The 19,502-nt window shown below is 72.2% G+C and carries 15 protein-coding genes and 1 tRNA gene; 9 read left to right on the forward strand and 7 right to left on the reverse strand.

Features of this window, described 5'->3' with window-relative positions; translation table 11 throughout:
- Positions 1-68 precede the first annotated feature (68 nt).
- Both AB0E24_RS03625 and AB0E24_RS03630 read left to right on the forward strand, forming a co-directional pair.
- Entirely contained in the window at positions 69-239 is a 171-nt protein-coding gene (locus tag AB0E24_RS03625; RefSeq protein WP_069865557.1) for a gas vesicle protein, read from the forward strand.
- Positions 236-541: a gas vesicle protein K gene (locus AB0E24_RS03630; protein ID WP_147968345.1), complete on the forward strand. Its 306-nt coding sequence runs from the start codon at positions 236-238 to the stop codon at positions 539-541. Before AB0E24_RS03625 ends, AB0E24_RS03630 begins: the two co-directional genes overlap by 4 nt.
- 98 nt (positions 542-639) lie before the next feature.
- On the opposite strand, the gene AB0E24_RS03635 is transcribed toward AB0E24_RS03630, so the two are convergent.
- The 3 genes from AB0E24_RS03635 to AB0E24_RS03645 all read right to left on the reverse strand — a co-directional run bounded on the left by AB0E24_RS03635 (position 640) and on the right by AB0E24_RS03645 (position 4,657).
- Positions 640-1,044: a VOC family protein gene (locus AB0E24_RS03635; protein ID WP_069864700.1), complete on the reverse strand. Its 405-nt coding sequence runs from the start codon at positions 1,042-1,044 to the stop codon at positions 640-642.
- A 257-nt stretch (positions 1,045-1,301) separates the two neighbouring features.
- Entirely contained in the window at positions 1,302-3,872 is a 2,571-nt protein-coding gene (locus AB0E24_RS03640; protein WP_359374671.1) for an ABC transporter permease, read from the reverse strand.
- The gene (locus tag AB0E24_RS03645) at positions 3,869-4,657 is read right to left on the reverse strand and encodes an ABC transporter ATP-binding protein (RefSeq protein WP_069864704.1); all 789 of its coding nucleotides are present in this window, start codon (positions 4,655-4,657) and stop codon (positions 3,869-3,871) included. Before AB0E24_RS03645 ends, AB0E24_RS03640 begins: the two co-directional genes overlap by 4 nt.
- Before the next feature lie 453 nt (positions 4,658-5,110).
- On the opposite strand from AB0E24_RS03645, the gene AB0E24_RS03650 reads away from it, so the two are divergent.
- A complete protein-coding gene (locus tag AB0E24_RS03650; RefSeq protein WP_079258739.1) occupies positions 5,111-6,673 on the forward strand; it encodes an MFS transporter in 1,563 nt (520 codons plus the stop codon).
- Positions 6,674-7,066: 393 nt separating this feature from the next.
- Here the strand turns inward: AB0E24_RS03650 and AB0E24_RS03655 are convergent, their stop codons facing one another.
- The 3 genes from AB0E24_RS03655 to AB0E24_RS03665 all read right to left on the reverse strand — a co-directional run bounded on the left by AB0E24_RS03655 (position 7,067) and on the right by AB0E24_RS03665 (position 12,417).
- A complete protein-coding gene (locus tag AB0E24_RS03655) occupies positions 7,067-7,987 on the reverse strand; it encodes a coiled-coil domain-containing protein (protein WP_069864708.1) in 921 nt (306 codons plus the stop codon).
- A gap of 306 nt (positions 7,988-8,293) precedes the next feature.
- Positions 8,294-11,434, reverse strand: a complete 3,141-nt coding sequence (locus AB0E24_RS03660) for an SUKH-4 family immunity protein (RefSeq protein ID WP_359374787.1) — start codon at positions 11,432-11,434, stop codon at positions 8,294-8,296.
- A gap of 5 nt (positions 11,435-11,439) precedes the next feature.
- A complete protein-coding gene (locus tag AB0E24_RS03665; protein WP_069864712.1) occupies positions 11,440-12,417 on the reverse strand; it encodes an SMI1/KNR4 family protein in 978 nt (325 codons plus the stop codon).
- Positions 12,418-12,613: 196 nt separating this feature from the next.
- On the opposite strand from AB0E24_RS03665, the gene AB0E24_RS03670 reads away from it, so the two are divergent.
- Both AB0E24_RS03670 and AB0E24_RS03675 read left to right on the forward strand, forming a co-directional pair.
- Positions 12,614-13,135 (forward strand): YwqJ-related putative deaminase, encoded by a 522-nt coding sequence (locus AB0E24_RS03670; RefSeq protein ID WP_069864715.1) that lies wholly within the window; start codon positions 12,614-12,616, stop codon positions 13,133-13,135.
- Positions 13,136-13,215: 80 nt separating this feature from the next.
- On the forward strand, positions 13,216-13,704 hold the full coding sequence (locus tag AB0E24_RS03675; RefSeq protein WP_069865559.1) for an SUKH-3 domain-containing protein: 489 nt from the start codon (positions 13,216-13,218) through the stop codon (positions 13,702-13,704).
- Positions 13,705-13,952: 248 nt separating this feature from the next.
- On the opposite strand, the gene AB0E24_RS03680 is transcribed toward AB0E24_RS03675, so the two are convergent.
- Positions 13,953-15,632: a sensor histidine kinase gene (locus tag AB0E24_RS03680; RefSeq protein ID WP_435865240.1), complete on the reverse strand. Its 1,680-nt coding sequence runs from the start codon at positions 15,630-15,632 to the stop codon at positions 13,953-13,955.
- Between the two features lie 305 nt (positions 15,633-15,937).
- On the opposite strand from AB0E24_RS03680, the gene AB0E24_RS03685 reads away from it, so the two are divergent.
- The 4 genes from AB0E24_RS03685 to AB0E24_RS03700 all read left to right on the forward strand — a co-directional run bounded on the left by AB0E24_RS03685 (position 15,938) and on the right by AB0E24_RS03700 (position 19,431).
- Positions 15,938-16,009, forward strand: a tRNA-Gln gene (locus AB0E24_RS03685).
- A 116-nt stretch (positions 16,010-16,125) separates the two neighbouring features.
- Entirely contained in the window at positions 16,126-17,583 is a 1,458-nt protein-coding gene (glmU, locus tag AB0E24_RS03690) for a bifunctional UDP-N-acetylglucosamine diphosphorylase/glucosamine-1-phosphate N-acetyltransferase GlmU (protein ID WP_359374674.1), read from the forward strand.
- Between the two features lie 71 nt (positions 17,584-17,654).
- The gene (locus AB0E24_RS03695) at positions 17,655-18,632 is read left to right on the forward strand and encodes a ribose-phosphate diphosphokinase (protein ID WP_069864721.1); all 978 of its coding nucleotides are present in this window, start codon (positions 17,655-17,657) and stop codon (positions 18,630-18,632) included.
- Positions 18,633-18,831: 199 nt separating this feature from the next.
- The gene (locus tag AB0E24_RS03700) at positions 18,832-19,431 is read left to right on the forward strand and encodes a 50S ribosomal protein L25/general stress protein Ctc (RefSeq protein ID WP_079258735.1); all 600 of its coding nucleotides are present in this window, start codon (positions 18,832-18,834) and stop codon (positions 19,429-19,431) included.
- The last annotated feature ends 71 nt before the right edge of the window (positions 19,432-19,502 follow it).

Consider the following 19,502-nt stretch of genomic DNA (forward strand, 5'->3'; position numbering starts at 1 on the left):
CCGCCACCGCCCGCAAGGCGGCTCCCGACTGGGGCACCACCCCCGCCGAATCCCTCGGACCGCTCGGCGTGCCCCTGGTGGACCTCCTCGACCGGGTGCTCGCCACGGGCGTCGTCATCTCCGGCGACCTGGTCATCGCGATCGCCGAGGTCCCCCTCGTCCGCCTCTCCCTGCACGCCCTCCTCTCCTCCGTCAACGAACGGGTCCAGGCCCCATGGACCGACAGCGGCCCGCTATGACCCCCTCGGACCCCGCCGCCTCCGCGCCCCCGTCCCGCGTCGACATCGACCGCGACTCGGTCGGCCGCGACCTGGTGGCCCTGGTGCTGACGGTCGTCGAACTCCTCCGCCAGCTGATGGAGCGCCAGGCCATCCGCCGTATCGACGCGGGCGGCCTGAGCGAGGACCAGATCGAGCGCATCGGCACCACGCTGATGCTGCTCGACCAGCGCATGGCGGAGCTGTGCGACCAGCACGGCCTGACCCCGGAGGACCTCAACCTGGACCTCGGCCCCCTGGGCACCCTGCTCCCCCGCGACTGACTCCCCCACGGCCGAAGAGCCGGTCCGCCCCCGTTTCGCGGACCGGCTCTTCAACCGGCGCCCGACCAGCTCCTGATCAGTCCCTGACCAGGTTCCGGTCAGCCGTTCTCGACGACCATCAGCGCGTTGCCGTCCGCATCCCGGAAGCTGAACATCGGCGGCACCGGCGCGCCCCAGCGCTGGACCTCCGGGTCGGTGTCGACGCCGCGCGAGCGCAGCGTCGCATGGTCGGCGTCGATGTCCTCGGAGGTGAGGATGATGCCGGTCTCATAGCCGGGCCCCGGCCCCTTGCCGTCCTCGCGCGGCAGGACGAGCGCGATCCCGGTCGGGGCGCCCGCCGGGCCCACCTCGATCCAGCGGTGACCGTCGCCGTAGGGCATGTCCGCACGCTTCTCGAAGCCGAGCGTGCCCACATAGAACTCCAGCGCCCGGTCCTGATCGGCGACGGTGACGGCGACCCGGCCCACCTCGGCGAGCCGGGTGTCTTTCGCGGTCTCGGACATGGTGATCTCCCTTGGAGTGTTGCGTTCACCTTCCAGGACCCCGGTACGCCGTGAAACTCATCGGTCCCCGGCGCGGAGATCTCCGCCGTACCGATCAATGCACGAAGCCTGCCTCGATTCTCGCGGTTTCGCCCCGGAACACGCGGCCGGCCCGATGCGCTCCCCTGTCGCGCACCGGGCCGGCCGGTCGGCCATCCGCCTCACCCCTATGGAGGGCAGCGGCCTCATCTCCCCCGTCGGCCGCTCCGTCCCGTCGGCTACTCCGTGGCGATCGCGTTCAGCACATTCATCCGCGCCGCCCGGAACGCCGGGACCAGCGCCGCGATCAGGCCCACCACGGCGGAGCCGATGAAGACCGTGATGATCGTCGGCCACGGGATCTCCAGGGTCTTCAGACCCTCCAGCGCCAGCAGCTTCTGGGCCGTGGTCCCCCAGCCCATGCCGAGCCCCAGGCCCAGCAGGGCGCCGAAGAGCGCGATGACCACGGACTCCAGACGGATCATGCGGCGCATCTGGCGGCGGGAGACGCCGATCGCGCGCATCAGGCCGATCTCACGGGTCCGCTCGACGACCGACAGGGCCAGGGTGTTCACCACACCGAGGACGGCGACGATGATCGCCAGCGCCAGCAGCCCGTAGACCAGGTTGAGCAGCTGACCGACCTGGTCCTTGACCTCCTGCTTGTAGTCGGTCTGGTCGCGCACCTTCACCGACGGGTAGTGGTGCAGCTGGGCCTTGAGGGAGGCGTACGCCTGCTTCTCCTGGCCGTCCTTGGCCTGCGCCAGCATCATCACGTCCGCCGGGATCATCTTGGCGGGCACATAGCGCTCGACGGTGGCGATGTTGAGGTACATCGCGCCCTTGTCGAGGCTGACGTCGTCCGAGGTGATCGCGGCGACGGTCAGCTTGGCGGTCCGGCCCTCCTTGAAGTCGACGGTCAGGGTGTCGCCCCTCTTCACCTTGTGGTCCTTGGCGAAGCCCTCCGGCACCGACATGGCGTCCTTGCCGTACGCGGCGGCCAGGTCGCCCTCGACGACCGGGGTGCGCAGGTCCTCGGCGTACGTCGGACTGGCGGCCGAGAGGCCCTTGGTGACCGTCTTGCCGTCCGGCAGGGTGATCTTGGTGCCCTCGATGTCCTTGGCCTCGCTGACGTGTTTGAGGCCCTTGGCCCCGTGCACCGCGTCCGCGATCCCCTTGGTGATCGGCTGGCCGGTGTCGGACTGGACGATGAAGTCCGCGCCCACCGACTTGTCCAGCTCGTCGGTGGCCGAGGCGACCATCGAGGAGCCCACCACCGACAGACAGGCGACCAGCGCCAGGCCGATCATCAGGGCCGCGCCGGTGGCGCCGGTGCGCCGCGGGTTGCGCAGCGCGTTGCGCTCGGCGAGCCGGCCGACCGGGCCGAAGATCCGCAGTACGACGGTGGCCAGCACACGGACCACCAGACCGGCCAGCAGCGGGCCGATCACGATGAAGCCGATGAGGGTCAGCACCACGCCGAGGCCCAGGAACATCGAGCCGTCGACCGCCTTGTCCGCGTTCCCGGCGACCACCAGGGAGGCCGCGCCGCCCGCGGTGAGCAGGGTGCCGATCGCGCCGCGGATCCAGCCGGACTTGGCGTCCGCCGGGGTGCCCGCGTCGCGCAGGGCCGCCATCGGGGAGATCTTCCCGGCCCGGCGGGCGGGGATGTACGCGGCGATGACGGTGACGACGACGCCGATGCCGACGCCGACGATGGGCGTGGTGGGCTTCACGGTCAGCTGGTCGGTGCTCAGGTGGAGCCCCGCGCTGCCCATGATCTTCATCAGGCCGACCGCGAGGCCGACCCCGCCGAGGACACCGAGGATCGAGCCGACGACGCCGAGCAGCAGCGCCTCGATCAGCACCGACCGGTTGATCTGCTTCCGGCTGGAGCCGATGGCCCGCATCAGGCCGATCTCACGGGTGCGCTGGGCGACCAGCATCGAGAAGGTGTTGACGATCAGGAAGATGCCGACCAGGACGGCGATCCCGGCGAAGCCGAGCATCGCGTACTTCATGACGTCCAGGAACGAGCCGATGTCGTCCTCGGCCTCCTTGCTGGACTCGGCCTTCGTCTGCACCTTGACCCCGGTGCCGAGGTCGGCCACGACGTTCTTCTTCAGCTGGTCGTGGCTGACGCCCGCCTGCGCGGTGAGCGAGTAGCTGGAGTACACCCCGGCGGCGCCGAGCAGCTTGCGCTGCGCGGTGTCGGTGTCCATGTAGATCAGCGTGGCGCCGGGGTTGGTCACCTGGAACGTGGCGATGCCGACGATCTTCGCGCGGAACTCGCCGGGGATGGCGATGATCCGCACCTCGTCGCCCAGCCCGAGCTTCTTGTTCTTGGCGGTGTCGGCGTCGACCATGATCTCGGTCGGGCCACGCGGCGCATGGCCGGAGGTGATCTCCACCGAGCGCTTCTCGGTCGGGTCCCAGTTGGTGCCGATGGTCGGGGCGCCGGTGTCCGAGCCGATGCTGTTGTCATCGCGGTCGGCGGCGGTCACGGACTGGCTGGTGACGTCGCCGGTCACCGACTTGACGCCGTCCACCCGCTTCAGCTGCGCCAGCTCCGCACCGGGCAGGCTACGGATCCGGCCCTGCCGGGTGTCCTTGTCGCTGACGCCCTTCGGGCTGACCGTGACATCGGATGCCGTGCTCGCGAAGAGCTTGTCGAACGTGGCATTGGTGGTGTCGGTGAAGACGAGCGTGCCGCAGACGAACGCCACCGACAGCAGCACGGCGATGGCGGACAGCGCCATCCGCCCCTTGTGGGCGACGAAGTTGCGCATCGAGGTCTTGAGGACGGTCATGACACCCGTCCACGCGCGTCGAAGTGCTTCATGCGCTCGAGGACCAGGTCGGCCGTCGGGTTGTACATCTCGTCGACGATCCGGCCGTCGGCCAGGTACAGCACGCGGTTGGCATAGGAGGCGGCGACCGGGTCATGGGTGACCATCACGATGGTCTGACCCAGCTCGTCCACCGACCGCTTCAGGAAGCCCAGCACCTCGGCACCGGCCCGCGAGTCCAGGTTTCCGGTCGGCTCGTCGCCGAAGATGATCTCGGGGCGGGCGGCGAGGGCACGGGCCACGGCGACCCGCTGCTGCTGACCGCCGGAGAGCTGGTTCGGCCGGTGCTTGAGCCGGCCGGCCAGACCCACGGTCTCCACCACCCGGTCCAGCCAGGCCCGATCGGGCTTACGGCCCGCGATGTCCATCGGCAGCGTGATGTTCTCGATCGCGCTGAGCGTCGGCAGCAGGTTGAACGCCTGGAAGATGAAGCCGATCCGGTCCCGGCGCAGCTTGGTGAGCTTCTTGTCCTTCAGCTTGGTGATCTCGGTCTCGTCGATGTAGATCTCCCCCGAGGTGACCGTGTCCAGACCGGCCACGCAGTGCATCAGGGTCGACTTGCCGGAGCCGGACGGGCCCATGATCGCGGTGAACTGACCACGCGCGATGTCCACGTCCACATGGTCGAGCGCGACCACCCGGGTCTCCCCGGAGCCGTATGCCTTGACCACCTGACGTGCACGGGCGGCGACGGCCGTATGTCCTCCGCTGCCCCCGGTCCTGGGAATCGATACAGCCGTTGTCACGGTCTTTCTCCTTAGGTGTCCGATCGGCGAGCTCTGTTCCCCGATCACCGCATCAAGACTGCCGCGATCCGGGAACCTCCGCGATGGGGAATGACTCCCTCTTAGCGGTGGGGCTAGCCCCACCCCCTCGGTCGCGCAGCCCGTAGCAACCTTATGAAGTGGGGAGGACGGGCTCCTCATCCGCCCGGACGAACCGGGAGTAGGAGTACAGGGTGGGCATCCCCTAGGGGAGTGAGTCCTGAGGCTGACCCGGACTCGGGGTCGATCCTGCACCCTGCCGCCGCGTGAGGCTCAAGTGGGGCCTTCTGGGCAGCCCGGATGCGTTCTTCCCCGGCCCCGGTCCGACATGGAATCGTGGGTAGTACAAGAATCGTCGTACGAGAGTCAGGGACACCTGCCGGCGCGGACCGGCGAAGGGAGCGCGCCAGCGTGGGCGGCACCGCACGACGGCCGATGGACGCGGACCCCAGGCCCCCCGCACCCCAGCCACATCCCGGGACTCCCACCCCCCGAGGCCGCCGCCCGGTCGCCGCCGCCCTGATGCTCGGCATGGCGCTGGCCGCGCTGGACTCGACCATCATCTCCACCGCCGTACCGCAGATCGTCGGCGATCTCGGCGGCTTCTCCGTCTTCTCCTGGCTCTTCTCCGGCTATCTGCTCGCGGTCACCGTCTCGCTGCCGCTGTACGGGAAGCTCTCCGACACCTTCGGCCGTAAACCCATCCTGCTCGCGGGCATCGTGGTCTTCGTCATCGGCTCACTGCTGTGCGCCGGCGCCTGGAACATGGCGTCCCTGATCGCCTTCCGGGTCGTCCAGGGGCTGGGCGGCGGGGCGCTCCAGGGCACCATCCAGGTCGTCGCCGCCGATCTCTACCCGCTCAAGGAGCGCCCGAAGATCCAGGCCAGGCTCTCCTCGGTCTGGGCGCTGTCCTCGGTGGCGGGCCCCGCGATCGGCGGACTGCTCGCCGGATACGCCGACTGGCGCTGGATCTTCCTCATCAATCTGCCGGTCGGCGCCCTGGCGCTCACCCTGATCGCCCGCCATCTGCACGAGCCGGTACGGCACCGGGAGAGCCGCCCGAAGGTCGACTGGGCCGGGGCGCTCGGCGTCTTCCTCACCGGCGGACTGCTGCTGACCGCGCTCGTCCAGGGCGGGGTGGCCTGGAGCTGGCTGTCCGCGCCCTCGCTCACCATGCTCGGCGGCGCCGCGGTGTGCGTCGCGGCCACCGTATGGATCGAACGGCGCGCCGCCGAGCCGATCATCCCCGGCTGGGTCTGGCGCCGCCGCACCATCTCGGCGGTCAACGTCGCCTTCGCCGCGCTCGGTCTGCTGATGATCGCCCCGACCGTCTTTCTGCCCACCTACGCCCAGTCGGTGTTGGGGCTCGGACCGATACCGGCCGGTTTCGTGCTGTCCACGATGACGCTGAGCTGGCCGATCGCGGCCGCGCTCAGCAGCCGGGTCTACAACCGCGTGGGCTTCCGGCGGTGCGCCATCACCGGTATGACGGCCGCCACGCTGGTCCTGGCCGCCTTCCCCTTCCTCCCCTACCCGGGCGCCCCCTGGCAGCCCGCGCTGATCATGCTGCTGCTCGGCGGCGCGCTCGGGCTCTTCCAGCTGCCGCTGATCATCGGGGTGCAGTCGTCGGTCGAATGGGCCGAGCGGGGTACGGCCACCGCCTCGATCCTCTTCTGCCGCCAGGTCGGCCAGAGCGTGGGGGCGGCCCTCTTCGGCGCCGTGGCCAACGCGACCCTGGCCTCGCGGCTCACCGAGGCGCCCGCCGCCATCCGGCCGGGGCTGCCCGACGACCTGGACTCGGTCTCCCGCGCCCTGGAGCACCCCGGCACCCTCACCGACCAGGCCGCCGACTATCTCCGGCGGGCCGTGGACACCGCCGTGGACCACGTCTACCTGGGCTCGGCGACCGCCGCGCTACTGGCCCTGCTGGCCCTGGTGTTCCTCGCCCCGCGCCGCTTTCCGATCCGTACGGAGGCGGACGCGGACGCGGAAGCCTGAACGGCGACCGGAGGCGACCGCGGCCGCCGACGCGTGCGTCGGTCAGCGGTGCGCCGATGCCTACAGGGTGCCCGACGGGCCTTCCCCCTCCCCGCCCCTTCCCGTTACCAAGGGCTCCGCCCCTGGACCCCCGGGGTCCGGGGCGCAGCCCCGGGCCGGGTTCTGGGACGCAGCCCTGAACAGGTACCTGGCGCACAGCCCCGAACGGGGGCCTGGGGCACAGCCCCGGGCGGGGGTCTGGGGCGGAGCCCCGGGCGGGGGTCTGGGGCGGAGCCCCGGCCGGGGGTCTGGGGCGGAGCCCCAGTTTCGGGAAGGGGCGGGGAGGGGAACAGCCCGCCGCAGGCGTCACGATCCGTCAGACACCCCTAGGCCCGTGGGCGGTCCGCGAGCGGGTCAGGACTCGTGGTGCGGGGCCGCCGCCGCGTCCTCGGCCACCGGCTTGCCGGTCAGCGCCGCCAGACTGCCGCGCACATGCTCCAGATGCGCCTTGAGCTCCTCACGCCGCTCCACATGCTCGCGCAGCGTCCGCTCCGTCTCCCGCGCCAGCCGCTCCTCCCGGGCCCGCGCCTGGGCGATGATCTCCGCCGCCTGTGCCTGCGCGTCCTCCTGCCGCAGCCGCGCGGCCTGCTCGGCCATCCCGTACTCCCGCTTGGCGTCGGCGAGCGTCGCCTGGGCGTACTCCTCCAGCTGGGCCAGCCGGGCCGTCATCGCGTTGTCCCGCTCGACCAGTTCACGGCCCGCCGCCTCCCACCGCTCGGTGTGCTCCCGCTCCTGCTCGGCCAGGATCTCGGCGGTGCGCTGCCGCATCTCCTTCAGCTCCGCCAGCGCCTGGGTCCGCCACTCCTTGGCGTCCTGGCGCGAGGCGGCCCGCAGCTCGTCCACGTCCACCTGGGCCGACTCCACGGTGGCGCGCGCCACCGCCTCGGCGACCTCGCGGACCTGCTCGGCCTCGTCCCGGGCGGCGTCCCGCACCGTACGGGCCACGGCCTGCACGGCCTCCCACTCCTCCTGCGCCGACGCCTCGGCCGCCGCCCGCAGACAGACGACCTCCTCCTCGGCCGCCATCAGGATCAGCTGGGCCCGGTCGCCGAGCGACTCATAGGTCTGGGGGACCAGTTGGGCGATCACCTCGCGCAGCCGCTCCGCCTCGGCGGTCAGCTCATTGGCCAGCACGGTGAGGCGCGCGGCGCGCTCCCACGCCGCGTCCCGCGTTTCGGACAGCTCGGCCACATAGTGGTCGACCTGCGCGGGACGGTAGCCACGGCCCCGTCCGCCGACGATGGTGAAGCCATGACGTGACACCGATGCGCCCATCCTTGGAACCCCTTTTGTCCGGTATGCAACGCGCTTCGGCGCACATCTTTATAGATGGCCTCTCATCCCCCATAACGCGACACTCCGCCCATATCTCCGGCCAGGAGGCGCGCCGGTGGCAACGCCGGGAGCACCGCCGGTGACAACAACGACGAGGCGCCCGCCCCCGTCACGGGGGTCGGGCGCCTCGATCGCCATTCGTTCGGTTCGTTCGGTTCGTTCGGTGGCGTGCACCGTTCGTCCGGTGGGCGCGCGGTTGAGGACCGCGCGCACGGGCTCACGGGCTCACGACATGCCCGGCCGGACTCACAACAGCCCGTCCCACATCTGCTCCAGCAGCACCGCCCACCAGTTGTCCGGAGTGGACAGCGCCGCCGGGTCCAGGCCCGCGAGCTGCGCCTGGAAGTCCACCGTCCAACGGCCCGCCTGGTCCGGCGTCAGCCCGTACCGCAGCCGCCACATCCGGCCCAGCAGCGCCATGCAGCGCACGAACTCCGGCAGGCCGGTGTTCACGAACTGCGGCGGTGTCGGCTGGGGCGTCGCCTCCAGCGGCACCGCCACGATGTTCGCCGTGCCGTACTGCACACACAGCTGGCGGCCGAAGTCATTGCCCATGACCAGGTACGAGCCCGCGTCCGGCGCGGACTGCACCCCGCGCTCCGCCGCCAGCTCCGCCAGCGTCGGCACCGGGCGGCCCGCCTGGGCCTGCGCCCAGAAGAACGGACCGAAGTCCAGCGGCAGCCCCGCCCACACCAGCGTCTGCGCCACCACGTCCGGAACGCCCGTCCGCGACACCGCGCGCTGGTCGAAGCGGACGATGCCCTGCGGCCCGAACGCCTGGCCCAGCTCATGCGCAAGACCCTCCGGCGGCACCGGCGGAATCGGCTGTACCTGGCTGGGGTGCGGCAGCGGCACCCGGTTCGGCGCCGGACGCGCCGGGCCGTCCGCCACCTGGTGCAGCTCGCCCTGGTGCTCCAGCAGATGACGCACACCCTGCTGCCGGGTGGCGTGATCGCGCCCGTACGCGGCGGTGTGGCTGATCCGCACCTGCGGCCAGCTCTCCCGGATCATCCGGGCGCAGTAGCCACCGGGCAGATCACACGACTCCAACTCGGTGTGCAGCTCGAGCACCTGCTGCGGCGGCACGTTCATCGCCCGCAGCTCATGCAGGATCTGCCACTCCGGATGCGGGGTCCCGGGCGCCGAACGCCGGATCAGCTGCTGCTCCGAGCCGTCCTGCGCGCGGTAGCGCAGCACCGCCATATAGCCCGGACCCACGGTCGGCTGACCGGGAGGCGGCGGCGGATAGGCATAGCCGGGCGGCGGCGCCATACCCGGCGCGGCCGCACCCGGAGGCGGCGCCATACCCGGAACGGGCGCGCCGGCGGGCGGAGGCATACCGGGGGCGCCCGGCGCCCCGGGTCCGCCCGGGTAGGGCGGCCCGGCCGCGCCCGGCGGGGGCGGCGGCGTATGCGGACCACCCGCACCGGGGACACCGGGTGGGCCGGGCGGCTGCGGGCCGGACGGGGCACCCTGGCCCGGAGCGCCGGGGGGACCGGGCGGGCCGGGCGGCTGCGGGACGCCCGGGGGCGGGGTCTGACCACCGGGGGCACCCGGACCACCCGCGAGCATCGTCGCGGCGGCATGCACCCCACCACCGGGCCCACCCGGAGCACCAGGCGGAGGCGTCTGCCCACCACCAGGCACACCAGGCGCACCCGGAGGAGGCGGCGTCTGCCCGGCTCCGGGCACTCCGGGAGGTCCGGGCGGCCCGGGAGGTCCGGGGGGACCGGGCGGCTGCGGGGCGCCCGGGGGCGGGGTCTGACCACCGGGGGCGCCCGGACCACCCGCGAGCATCGTCGCGGCGGCATGCACCCCACCACCGGGCCCACCCGGAGCACCAGGCGGAGGCGTCTGCCCACCACCAGGCACACCAGGCGCACCGGGAGGGCCGGGCGGCTGCGGGGCACCGCCAGGGCCACCGGGGCCACCGGGGCCATCAGGACCGTCGGGGCCGAGCTGCGAGACCAGCTGCGTCGGTACGTACCCCCCGGCCGGAGCGCCGGGGGCGCCGGGTCCGGACGGCGCCGGCGGAGGCGTCGGGGGCGTGGAGTCCGCGCCCGGCCGGGCGCCGGGCGTCCCGGGGGCGCCGGGCGGCGGAGGCGTAGCGCCGCCACCCGCCTTGTGGGTGGCGGCGTCGGCGAGGTCACTCGTGTTGGGGCCCGCGCCCGGCCTGGCGGTGGGGCCGCCCTGCGGCGGCGGGAAGTCGAGGCCCGGGGCGATGGCCGTGGGCGGCAGCGAGCTGCCGCCGGACATCAACTCGGTCTTGGCGTCCGGCCGTACGCCCGGCGGCGGGGTGTCCTCGTCGTCGGAGCCCGCGAGCGGCGGGGCGAAGACGGTGGCGGGCGGGGCGACCGAGCGGTCGTCGTCATCGTCGCCGGTGATGTCCGTACCAGCCCATGGCGTACCGCCGCCGGGCGTGGCCGCGTTACCGGCCTGGCCGCCCGAGGAGGGCGTACCGGAGCCCGGCGCGGGCGGGGCCCACGGACTCGGCCCACCGGCCGGCGGCGCGCTCCGCCAGCCCTCGCCGCCGGACGGGGCACCCGGTGCGGGCGGGGCGTCCTGCTGCCGGTCGGCCGCGAGCGGGCGTGCGACACCGTCGGACGGCCAGTCGTCCACGGCCCCGCCCCGCCCCTGGGACGGACCCGGAGCGGGAGCGCCCGGAGCGGGAGTGCCGGGAACGGGAGCGCCGGGGGCGGGAGCACCAGAGACGGGCGCGGGTGGAGCGGGCGGCGCGCCCTGCGCCCCGCCGTCCGCCGGCCAGTCGTCCATGCTCTGGGCCCTCTGCCCCGACCCACCGGCCGCCGGCCAGCCGTCCTGGGCGGGCGCGGGAGGTGAAGGAGGCGGAGCGGCGGATGGCGTGGCGGATGCGGGAGGGCCCGAAACCGGCGCGGAGGCAGCGGAAGCAGCGGCGGCAGCGGAGGCAGCGGCCGCATCGGGCGCACCGCCACCCGGCTCCGCCCCCGGCCGCTGCTCGGGAAGGTCCAGCCGCCCCTCGGACCTGCTGCTCATCGCGTCCGCCGCCTCCTGGAGCCACTCCGGCGGAGTGAGCAGGAAGGACGTCGCGTTCAAGTCGATGCGCTGCTGGCGGCCGCTGGTGGACTCGTCGCGGGAGCCGTCGGTCGTGCCGTACCGCTCCTCGTAACGGCGGATCACCTCACCCACCGGCAGCCCCGGCCACAGCGTGGTCTCGCCGCTGTCGCGGGCGATCACCATCCGCACGCCCTCGGCGCTCCGGCCCGAGACCGGCCCGTCCGCGCGGTCCTCGGCCCAGACCACGAAGCCCAGGTCGAACTCCCGGACCCGCGCCTCGCGCTGCTGATAGGCGGGTACATCGCCGTTGATCCAGAGTTCCGCGCGCTCCTGCGCCTGTGCGTAGGTCACCATCGCGCTCACCCCTCCACCGGGACGGCGTACGCGAATCCACCGTCCACCATCAGGTTCGCCACGGTCTCCAGCTCCGGCGGATTGCCCGCCAGCCGGAGCAGGAAGGCGTCGAAGTCGTCGCCGCAGGGCAGCATCAGCCGCTCCACGCGCTCCTGGACGGTCCAGCCGTCGCGGTCCCGTGCGTCGTCGTACGCGCAGAACCACACCGAGCCGATCGCGTCACCCTTCACCTTGACCGCGACCACACCGCCCTGGACGAAGCCGACGCCCAGATAGTCCTTGGTGAAGTGGTCCCGCAGACACTTGTTGATATAGACGAGGTCGTTGATCGCCGCTTCGTCGCGCACCGTGAAGAAGGGCTGGTCGATCAGCAGCCCCAGCTCCGGGTCCAGCGCCGCGCCGACCGGTGCGCAGCCGCCCGCCGCCTTGAGGAAGGAGCGGTACGACTCGGGCAGCCGATAGCCGAGGTCCTCCTCGACGCCGAGCACCTGCTCCTCGGTGACCGAAACGCCCTTCAGCGGCAGGCCCACATGGATCGGCCGGGTCTCCTGCAACGGGCGGGTGCCCCGCTTCTCCTGGTCGACCTGCGCCGTCGCGAGCCCGCCGTGGTGCCGGAGCAGGGCCTTGACCTCGACCGGAACCAGCTCCATACGGCGGGTGCCGGCGACGTGGTGCCAGGTCCAGCCGTGCGGGGTGGCCACCGCCGACGATCCGTTCCACAGCTCATGGCCCGTGGCGTGCAGCGCCGCGTTCGCCGAGACGTAGTCCGTCAGCCGCAGCTCGTCGACGCCGAACCCCTCCGGGGGCTCGGCGATTTCGGCGGCCGCGCGCGCATACGGCGAGAAGTCCGGAAAGCCGTCTTCGTCCACTCGGACGCCCTTGGGGTGGCGTGCGGCCCGGACGGGATCCGGGAAGTGCACGACCTGCCCGGCGTAGGCCGTGTTCGGTGGCGCGGCATGCTGCCCGAGCCGACCTGTCGTCATGGCGGTTGCCCCCTGCTGATGCTGGCTACTGGGCACAGCCTATGCGGTGACGCAACAGTCCGAACCGGGCGGCCACCCGCCCCCGCGGCGGTCCCGGCCCCCACCAGGTCGTTCAGGCCCGGACTACCGCAGCGCCCACGGGATTTGGCAATCTGATCATTGCAACCGGGGGATTGCACAGGGAGGGATGCACCACATGCACATCACGCAGAGCAACGGAGGCGGCGACGGCGCCGCCCCCGCGGCCGGCGATCCCCGGCTGAGATGGAGCAGCGTCGACCCCGACGCCGGCCCGCCGCCGGTCCGCCACCGCCGCGACGGCATCCTGCCCGCCGTGGCGGCCGCGCTGTCCGTCCGTGGCTCCACGCTGACCTGCACCGGAGGCAAGGGAGACCAGCCGCCGACGCTCCACCCACTGGTCCAGGAATTCCTCGACGCGCTCGCCAGCGGCCAGCGCGAACGATTCACCGGCCGCTGCCCGGAGGCCATCCTGCTCTCCCGCCATCTGTCGAACGTCGAAGCGGGCCGCTCCAAGCGCGCCTCCCGCAAACCGCTCACCCAGGGTGAGGCCCGCCGCTCCCTCAAGCAGTCCAAGCTCACCACCCGCCGGATCCGGGAGGCGGGCGATCCGCAGCACGGCAGTTACGCCCCGCCCTGCCTGTCCTGCGCCGCGCTGCTGGCCCATTTCGGCGTACGGGTGGTGGGTGAGAGCACGTGAGCCGAGCACACCAAGCACAACAGACGGCACAGGCTCCGGGCGCGGCCCGGACACAGCCGACACGCCCGGCGCGGAAGCCGATCGACCGCCTGGACGTCACCCGCTTCTCCGTCGCCGTGGACGCCGCCCTGCGCGAGGCCGGCTGGCAGCCCGGCCGCTGGGACATGCGACGCGCCGAGGTCTGGGCCGACGCCCTGCGCGCCCACACCTCCCCGGCGGGCCACCGGCACTCCGTCTTCCCGGCGGCGGTCGAGGCATGGGCGGAGTTCGGCGGACTGCACATCCAGCCGCCCGGCACGGGCCGCGAGATCGCCCCGACCCCCTTCCGCATCGACCCCCTCCACGGCCTCCACCTCGCCCGCACCCTCGGCGACCTGGGCCGGGCCCTGGAGACCGAGGTCTCCCCACTGGGCGAAGAGGCCGACGGGCAGGCGCTGTTGACCATCGACGCGGAGGGCCGGATCTACAGCCTCGACCACACCGGCGACTGGTACCTCGGCCCCACCCTGGACGCCGCCCTCAGCACCCTCGTCACGGGCGCGCTCCCGGCCAGACTGACCCGCGCGTAGCGCGCGTACCGCGCGCGATGAGACGGGACGGGCGGGACGGGCGCGCGGGCACTCAGCAGGCCGGCGGAAGTCGGCCGCGGTGCGGAGGCGCCCTGAAGGGGCGCGGGGCTGTGTCGATGCGCGGCTCAGCAGCGGCTGGGTCGATATGCGGCTCCGCCGCGTGGGCGACCAGCCACGACGACGGCGACGGCCGATCGACGGCGGCTCGGAGAAGCTCCAGCGAGCTCAGCGCACTTCCGGCGGAGCGCTCAGGCGCTCTTCGCCCGCTCCACGCCCCCGCCGCGGCCCTCGGCGGCGGTGCGGTCCGCCGACTCATCCGCACGGTCCGCGCGCTCTGTGTGATCCGTCTCATCCGCACGGACCGTATGATTCGCGCCATCCGTACGGCGCGTCCGGTCGGCGCGATCGGTGCGGTCCGTGCGATCGGCGCGATCTGCACGATCCGTACGCTCGGTGTGATCCGTAAGGTCCGTGCGATCCGTGCGATCCGTGCGGTCCGGGATGACCGCCGACACCCGGAAGCCACCCGCCTCCGTGGCCCCCGACACAAAGCCCCCGCCGAGCGTCGAGACCCGCTCCCGCATCCCGACCAGACCGTTCCCCCCGCTGGGCAGCCCCGCGTCCGCCGCGCCGCGCTCCGAGGGCCCGTTCTCCACCTGGACCGCGATCTCGGCCGTACGATGCGCCACCCGGACCCGGGCGCTCGCGCCCGGGGCGTGCTTGTGGACGTTGGTCAGCGCCTCCTGGACCACGCGGTAGGCCGTCTGCTCCACCGGGGCCGCATACCGCCGCTCCTCGCCCTCGACCGAGAGCTCCACGGCCATCCCGGCCGCCCGGGACTGCCCGACCAGCGCCTCCAGCTCCGCCAGCCGCGGCCCCGCGATCACCTCCGCGCCCCGCCCGCCGCCCCCCGCCGCCTCGGCGGCGGCCGAGGCGGCGGCCGCGACCGCCGCCAGCGGCTTCTCCTCGGCGGAGGAACCCGCGCCCGAGGAACCGGCGGAGGAGGAACCGGCGGAGGAACCAGCGGCATCCGCGGCGGAATCCCCGGCGGCGGGCACGGAAGCGGCGGCGGCCGAGGCGGCACCCGGGGCCCGCAGACCGTCCTCGGACCGCAGCACCCCCAGCATCTGCCGCAGCTCCGTGAGCGCCTGCCGTCCCATGTCGCCCACCAGCGCCGCGTTCTTCGACGCCTTCTCCGGGTCCTTGAGGGCCACCGCTTGCAGCGCCGCCGCGTGCACCACCATCAGGCTCACCCGGTGCGCCACCACGTCGTGCATCTCGCGCGCGATCCGGGTCCGCTCCTCGTTACGGGCCCATTCGGCCCGCTCCTCCGCCCGATCCGCCAGCAGCGAGAGCTCACGCTCCAGACCGTCCGCCCGCTCCCGCAGGCTCTCCACCAGCCGCCGCCGGGCCCGGACATACAGCCCCAGCAGCACGGGCGGAGCGGTCAGCCCCAAGGTGAGCACCGTGGCGAACATCGGGGCCTCCCATACGGAGGTCCCGAAGCCGCTTTGCGGATTGTCCCGCCGGAGGCCGATCACCGTGACGAGGAAGCTCCCCACCGCCGTCATTCCGGCCAGCACCGCCGTGATCCGGCGCGGCACCTCGGACGAGGCCAGGGTGTAGAGCCCCACGACGCCGAGCAGCAGACCCATTTCGGCGGGCGTGACCGCGATCGATATCAGCATCACGGCGATCGCCCAGCGCCGCCGCAGCACCAGCGTGGACCCGACGAGCGCGCCGAGCAGCACACCGGCGACGACCGGAATCCGGGCATCGTGGGCGAATCCGACGCCCTCCGCCGCGCACTCGGCCGCCGACGCCACGGCGAGCAGGACATCCAGCCCCATACTTCGCCGTCGCGCCCACCACAACGGCCCCGCGGGCGCGCCCCGCGCGCCCGTCGCGTCTTCCCCCGTCGAAGTCATAGCGACCAGCCTACGGCCGCGCGCCAGCGCTTTTCCCGGGGACACGGCGGCGCACAAGGGACTCGAACGCGAGGTAAAACCGCTCATTCGACTCGAACACCCCAATCGCCCACATCTTCGACCCGGCGCGTCCGCATAGCGAACGGCCGCGCGACCCCGGATGAGCGGACCACCGACGCCACCCCGTCGTCCACACCCCCCAACCGGGCTGACCTATACCGTCGCATTGAAGCCCGGCGGTACGGCATAGTGGTGGAGGCCAAGTCGGCGGACTGATCCACTGTCCGAATTGACCCCTCTTGCCATCCCCCGTGGTGTAATTGGCAACACGGCCGGTTTTGGTCCGGTTGTTCCAGGTTCGAGTCCTGGCGGGGGAGCCTTATATTCCGCCTTCCCGGGGCCTGACCGCCCGGCTCGGGACCCTCCTTCCTTTCCGCCCGGAAACCTCTCGGTATCCTGCGGGTGTCCACCCCCGAAGCCGAAGGGCACACCCGTGAGCGCCAACCGCCCGGCAGCCGTCGTCGTCCTCGCAGCGGGTGAGGGCACCCGCATGAAATCGACGACCCCGAAGGTTCTGCACGCCCTCTGCGGCCGCTCCCTCGTCGGGCATGTCGTCGCCGCCTCCCGTGAGCTCTCGCCCGAGCATCTCGTGGTCGTGGTCGGCCACGCCCGGGAGCAGGTCTCCGCGCATCTGGCCGAGATCGACGCCGAGGTGCGCACCGCCGTCCAGCACGAGCAGAACGGCACCGGGCACGCCGTCCGGATGGGGCTGGAGGAGCTGTCCGACAGCGGGGTCGCCCTCGACGGCACCGTGATCGTCGTCTGTGGTGACACCCCGCTGCTGACCGGCGAGACGCTCCAGCGGCTCGCCGCGGCCCACGCGGACGACGGGAACGCCGTGACCGTGCTCAGCGCCGAGGTCCCCGACGCCACCGGCTACGGCCGGATCGTGCGGGACGACGCGACCGGCGCCGTCACCGCGATCGTGGAGCACAAGGACTCGACCGCCACGCAGCGCGCGATCCGCGAGATCAACTCCGGGGTCTTCGCCTTCGACGCGCAGCTGCTCACCGACGCCCTCGGCAAGGTGCGCACCGACAACAGCCAGGGCGAGGAGTACCTCACCGATGTGCTCGGCATTCTGCGCGAGGCCGGGCACCGGGTGGGCGCGTGTGTGGCGGCCGACCACCGCGAGATCGTCGGGATCAACAACCGCGTCCAGCTGGCCGAGGCCAACAGGCTGCTGAACGACCGGCTGCTGGAGCGGGCGATGCTGAGCGGGGTCACCGTCGTCGACCCCGCCACCACCTGGGTCGATGTGACCGTCACCTTCGAACCGGACTCGCTGGTCCACCCCGGCACCCAGCTGCTGGGCGCCACCCATCTCGCCACCCGTGCCGAGGTCGGGCCGAACTCCCGGCTCACCGACACCGCCGTCGGCCAGGGCGCGGTCGTCGCGTTCACCGTCGCGGAGGGCGCGGAGATCGGCGCGGGGGCCAGCGTGGGGCCGTACGCGTATCTGCGCCCCGGGTCCCGGCTGGGCGCCAAGGCCAAGGCGGGTACGTACGTGGAGATGAAGAACGCCACGATCGGCGAGGGCACCAAGGTGCCGCATCTGTCCTATGTGGGCGACGCGACGATCGGCGAGCACACCAACATCGGTGCCGCGAGCGTCTTCGTGAACTACGACGGGGTGAACAAGCACCACACCACCATCGGCAGCCACTGCCGGACCGGAGCCGACAACATGCTTGTGGCTCCCGTCACGATCGGGGACGGCGCATACACCGCCGCCGGATCGGTCATCACCAAGGATGTGCCCCCGGGCTCGCTCGCCGTCGCACGCGGACAGCAGCGGAACATCGAGGGCTGGGTCGCCCGTAAGCGCCCCGGAAGCGCCGCGGCGCGAGCCGCCGAGGCCGCTCGTCGGGAGGACGAGGGCCAACAGTGACATGTGCACAGGTCTGCCGTGCGGGGCGTACGGTGAGAAGTGCACCAAAGTGACATCCAAGGAGACTTGTTGTGACCGGGATCAAGACGACCGGCGAGAAGAAGCTGATGCTCTTCTCCGGCCGCGCCCACCCCGAGCTGGCCGAGGAGGTCGCCCATGAGCTGGGCGTCAGCTTGGTCCCGACCAAGGCATTCGACTTCGCCAACGGCGAGATCTACGTCCGCTTCCAGGAGTCCGCACGCGGTGCCGACTGCTTTCTGATCCAGAGCCACACGGCTCCGATCAATAAGTGGATCATGGAGCAGCTCATCATGCTCGATGCGCTGAAGCGGGCCTCCGCGCGCTCGATCACGGTGATCGTTCCGTTCTACGGCTATGCCCGCCAGGACAAGAAGCACCGCGGCCGCGAGCCCATCTCGGCCCGGCTGATCGCCGATATGTTCCGGACGGCGGGTGCCGACCGGATCCTCACGGTCGATCTCCACACCGACCAGATCCAGGGCTTCTTCGACGGTCCGGTGGACCATCTCTTCGCGCTGCCGGTGCTCGCCGACTATGTGGGCGCCAAGGTCGACAGGTCCAAGCTCACCGTGGTCTCGCCGGACGCCGGCCGGGTGCGGGTCGCGGACCGCTGGTGCGACCGGCTGGGCGCGCCGCTGGCGATCGTGCACAAGCGGCGGGATCCGGACGTGGCCAACCAGGTCACCGTGCACGAGGTGGTCGGCGATGTGCGCGGCCGGGTGTGTGTGCTGGTCGACGACATGATCGACACCGGTGGCACCATCTGCGCCGCGGCGGACGCGCTCTTCGCGAACGGCGCGGAGGACGTGATCGTCACCGCCACGCACGGTGTGCTGTCGGGTCCGGCGGCCGACCGGCTGAAGAACTCCAAGGTCAGCGAGTTCGTCTTCACCAACACCCTGCCGACCCCGAACGAGGTGGAGCTGGACAAGGTGACGGTGCTGTCGATGGCGCCCACGATCGCCCGCGCGGTCCAGGAGGTCTTCGAGGACGGCTCGGTGACCAGCCTGTTCGAGGAGCAGGCGTGAGCGGCTTAACGTCCCCAGGCCCGATCCGGAGGCCACTCCCGTGAGGGGGTGGCCTCTGCCGTTGGTAGAATCGTGGAGTTGCTCGGCGAGGGAGGTCGCGTTTTACCGCGGCTGTCCGTTATCGACGCGCTCTTCGTAGCAGGTCTGTCGTGGGCCGGGTGACGCCCACACACCGTAAACGATCTACGAGGAGTGCCCCATGGCCGAGGTCAAGATCTCCGCTAAGCCCCGTACCGAGTTCGGCAAGGGCGCGGCCCGCCGTACCCGTGCCGCCGAGCGCGTTCCCGGCGTGGTCTACGGCCACGGCGTCGAGCCGCTGCATGTCACGCTTCCGGCGCACGACCTGCTGATGGCGCTGAAGACCCCGAACGTGCTGATCCGTCTGGGCGTCGAGGGCGGCAAGGACGAGCTGGTCATCCCGAAGGCCGTGCAGCGCCACCCCATCAAGATCGGCGTTCTGGAGCACATCGACCTGCTGCTGGTCAGGAGTGGCGAGAAGGTCACCGTCGAGATCCCGATCCTCACCGAGGGCGACCTGGCCCCGGGCGGCAACCTGCTCGAGCACGTGCTGAACGCCCTGCCGGTCGAGGCCGAGGCCACCCACATCCCGGAGTCGGTCACCGTCTCCGTCGAGGGCCTCGAGGCCGGTGCCACCATCCACGCCAAGGACATCACCCTCCCGACCGGCACCACGCTGGCCGTCGAGGACGACGCCGCGGTACTCCAGGTGGTGGCCGCCCAGGCCGAGGCTCCGGCCGAGGAGGGCGCCGAGGGCGAGGCCGAGGGCGCCGAGGCGTAGTCTTCCGCTGCCCCCTTACCGCTTTCCCGGCCGCCGTCCCGCCCCCGTCTCCGTCGCCGCCGTCTTCCGTA

The organism is Streptomyces malaysiensis subsp. malaysiensis, assembly GCF_040653035.1.
Taxonomy (GTDB): domain Bacteria; phylum Actinomycetota; class Actinomycetes; order Streptomycetales; family Streptomycetaceae; genus Streptomyces; species Streptomyces malaysiensis.

Bases quoted from the DNA above. Each gene is read 5' to 3' on its own strand.
- AB0E24_RS03680 (WP_435865240.1), bottom strand. From the start codon at position 15,632: ATGACTTCGACGGGGGAAGACGCGACGGGCGCGCGGGGCGCGCCCGCG.
- AB0E24_RS03650 (WP_079258739.1), top strand. From the start codon at position 5,111: ATGGACGCGGACCCCAGGCCCCCCGCACCCCAGCCACATCCCGGGACT.
- AB0E24_RS03660 (WP_359374787.1), bottom strand. From the start codon at position 11,434: ATGGTGACCTACGCACAGGCGCAGGAGCGCGCGGAACTCTGGATCAAC.
- AB0E24_RS03665 (WP_069864712.1), bottom strand. From the start codon at position 12,417: ATGACGACAGGTCGGCTCGGGCAGCATGCCGCGCCACCGAACACGGCC.
- AB0E24_RS03655 (WP_069864708.1), bottom strand. From the start codon at position 7,987: ATGGGCGCATCGGTGTCACGTCATGGCTTCACCATCGTCGGCGGACGG.
- AB0E24_RS03630 (WP_147968345.1), top strand. From the start codon at position 236: ATGACCCCCTCGGACCCCGCCGCCTCCGCGCCCCCGTCCCGCGTCGAC.
- AB0E24_RS03700 (WP_079258735.1), top strand. From the start codon at position 18,832: ATGGCCGAGGTCAAGATCTCCGCTAAGCCCCGTACCGAGTTCGGCAAG.
- AB0E24_RS03640 (WP_359374671.1), bottom strand. From the start codon at position 3,872: ATGACCGTCCTCAAGACCTCGATGCGCAACTTCGTCGCCCACAAGGGG.
- AB0E24_RS03635 (WP_069864700.1), bottom strand. From the start codon at position 1,044: ATGTCCGAGACCGCGAAAGACACCCGGCTCGCCGAGGTGGGCCGGGTC.
- AB0E24_RS03670 (WP_069864715.1), top strand. From the start codon at position 12,614: ATGCACATCACGCAGAGCAACGGAGGCGGCGACGGCGCCGCCCCCGCG.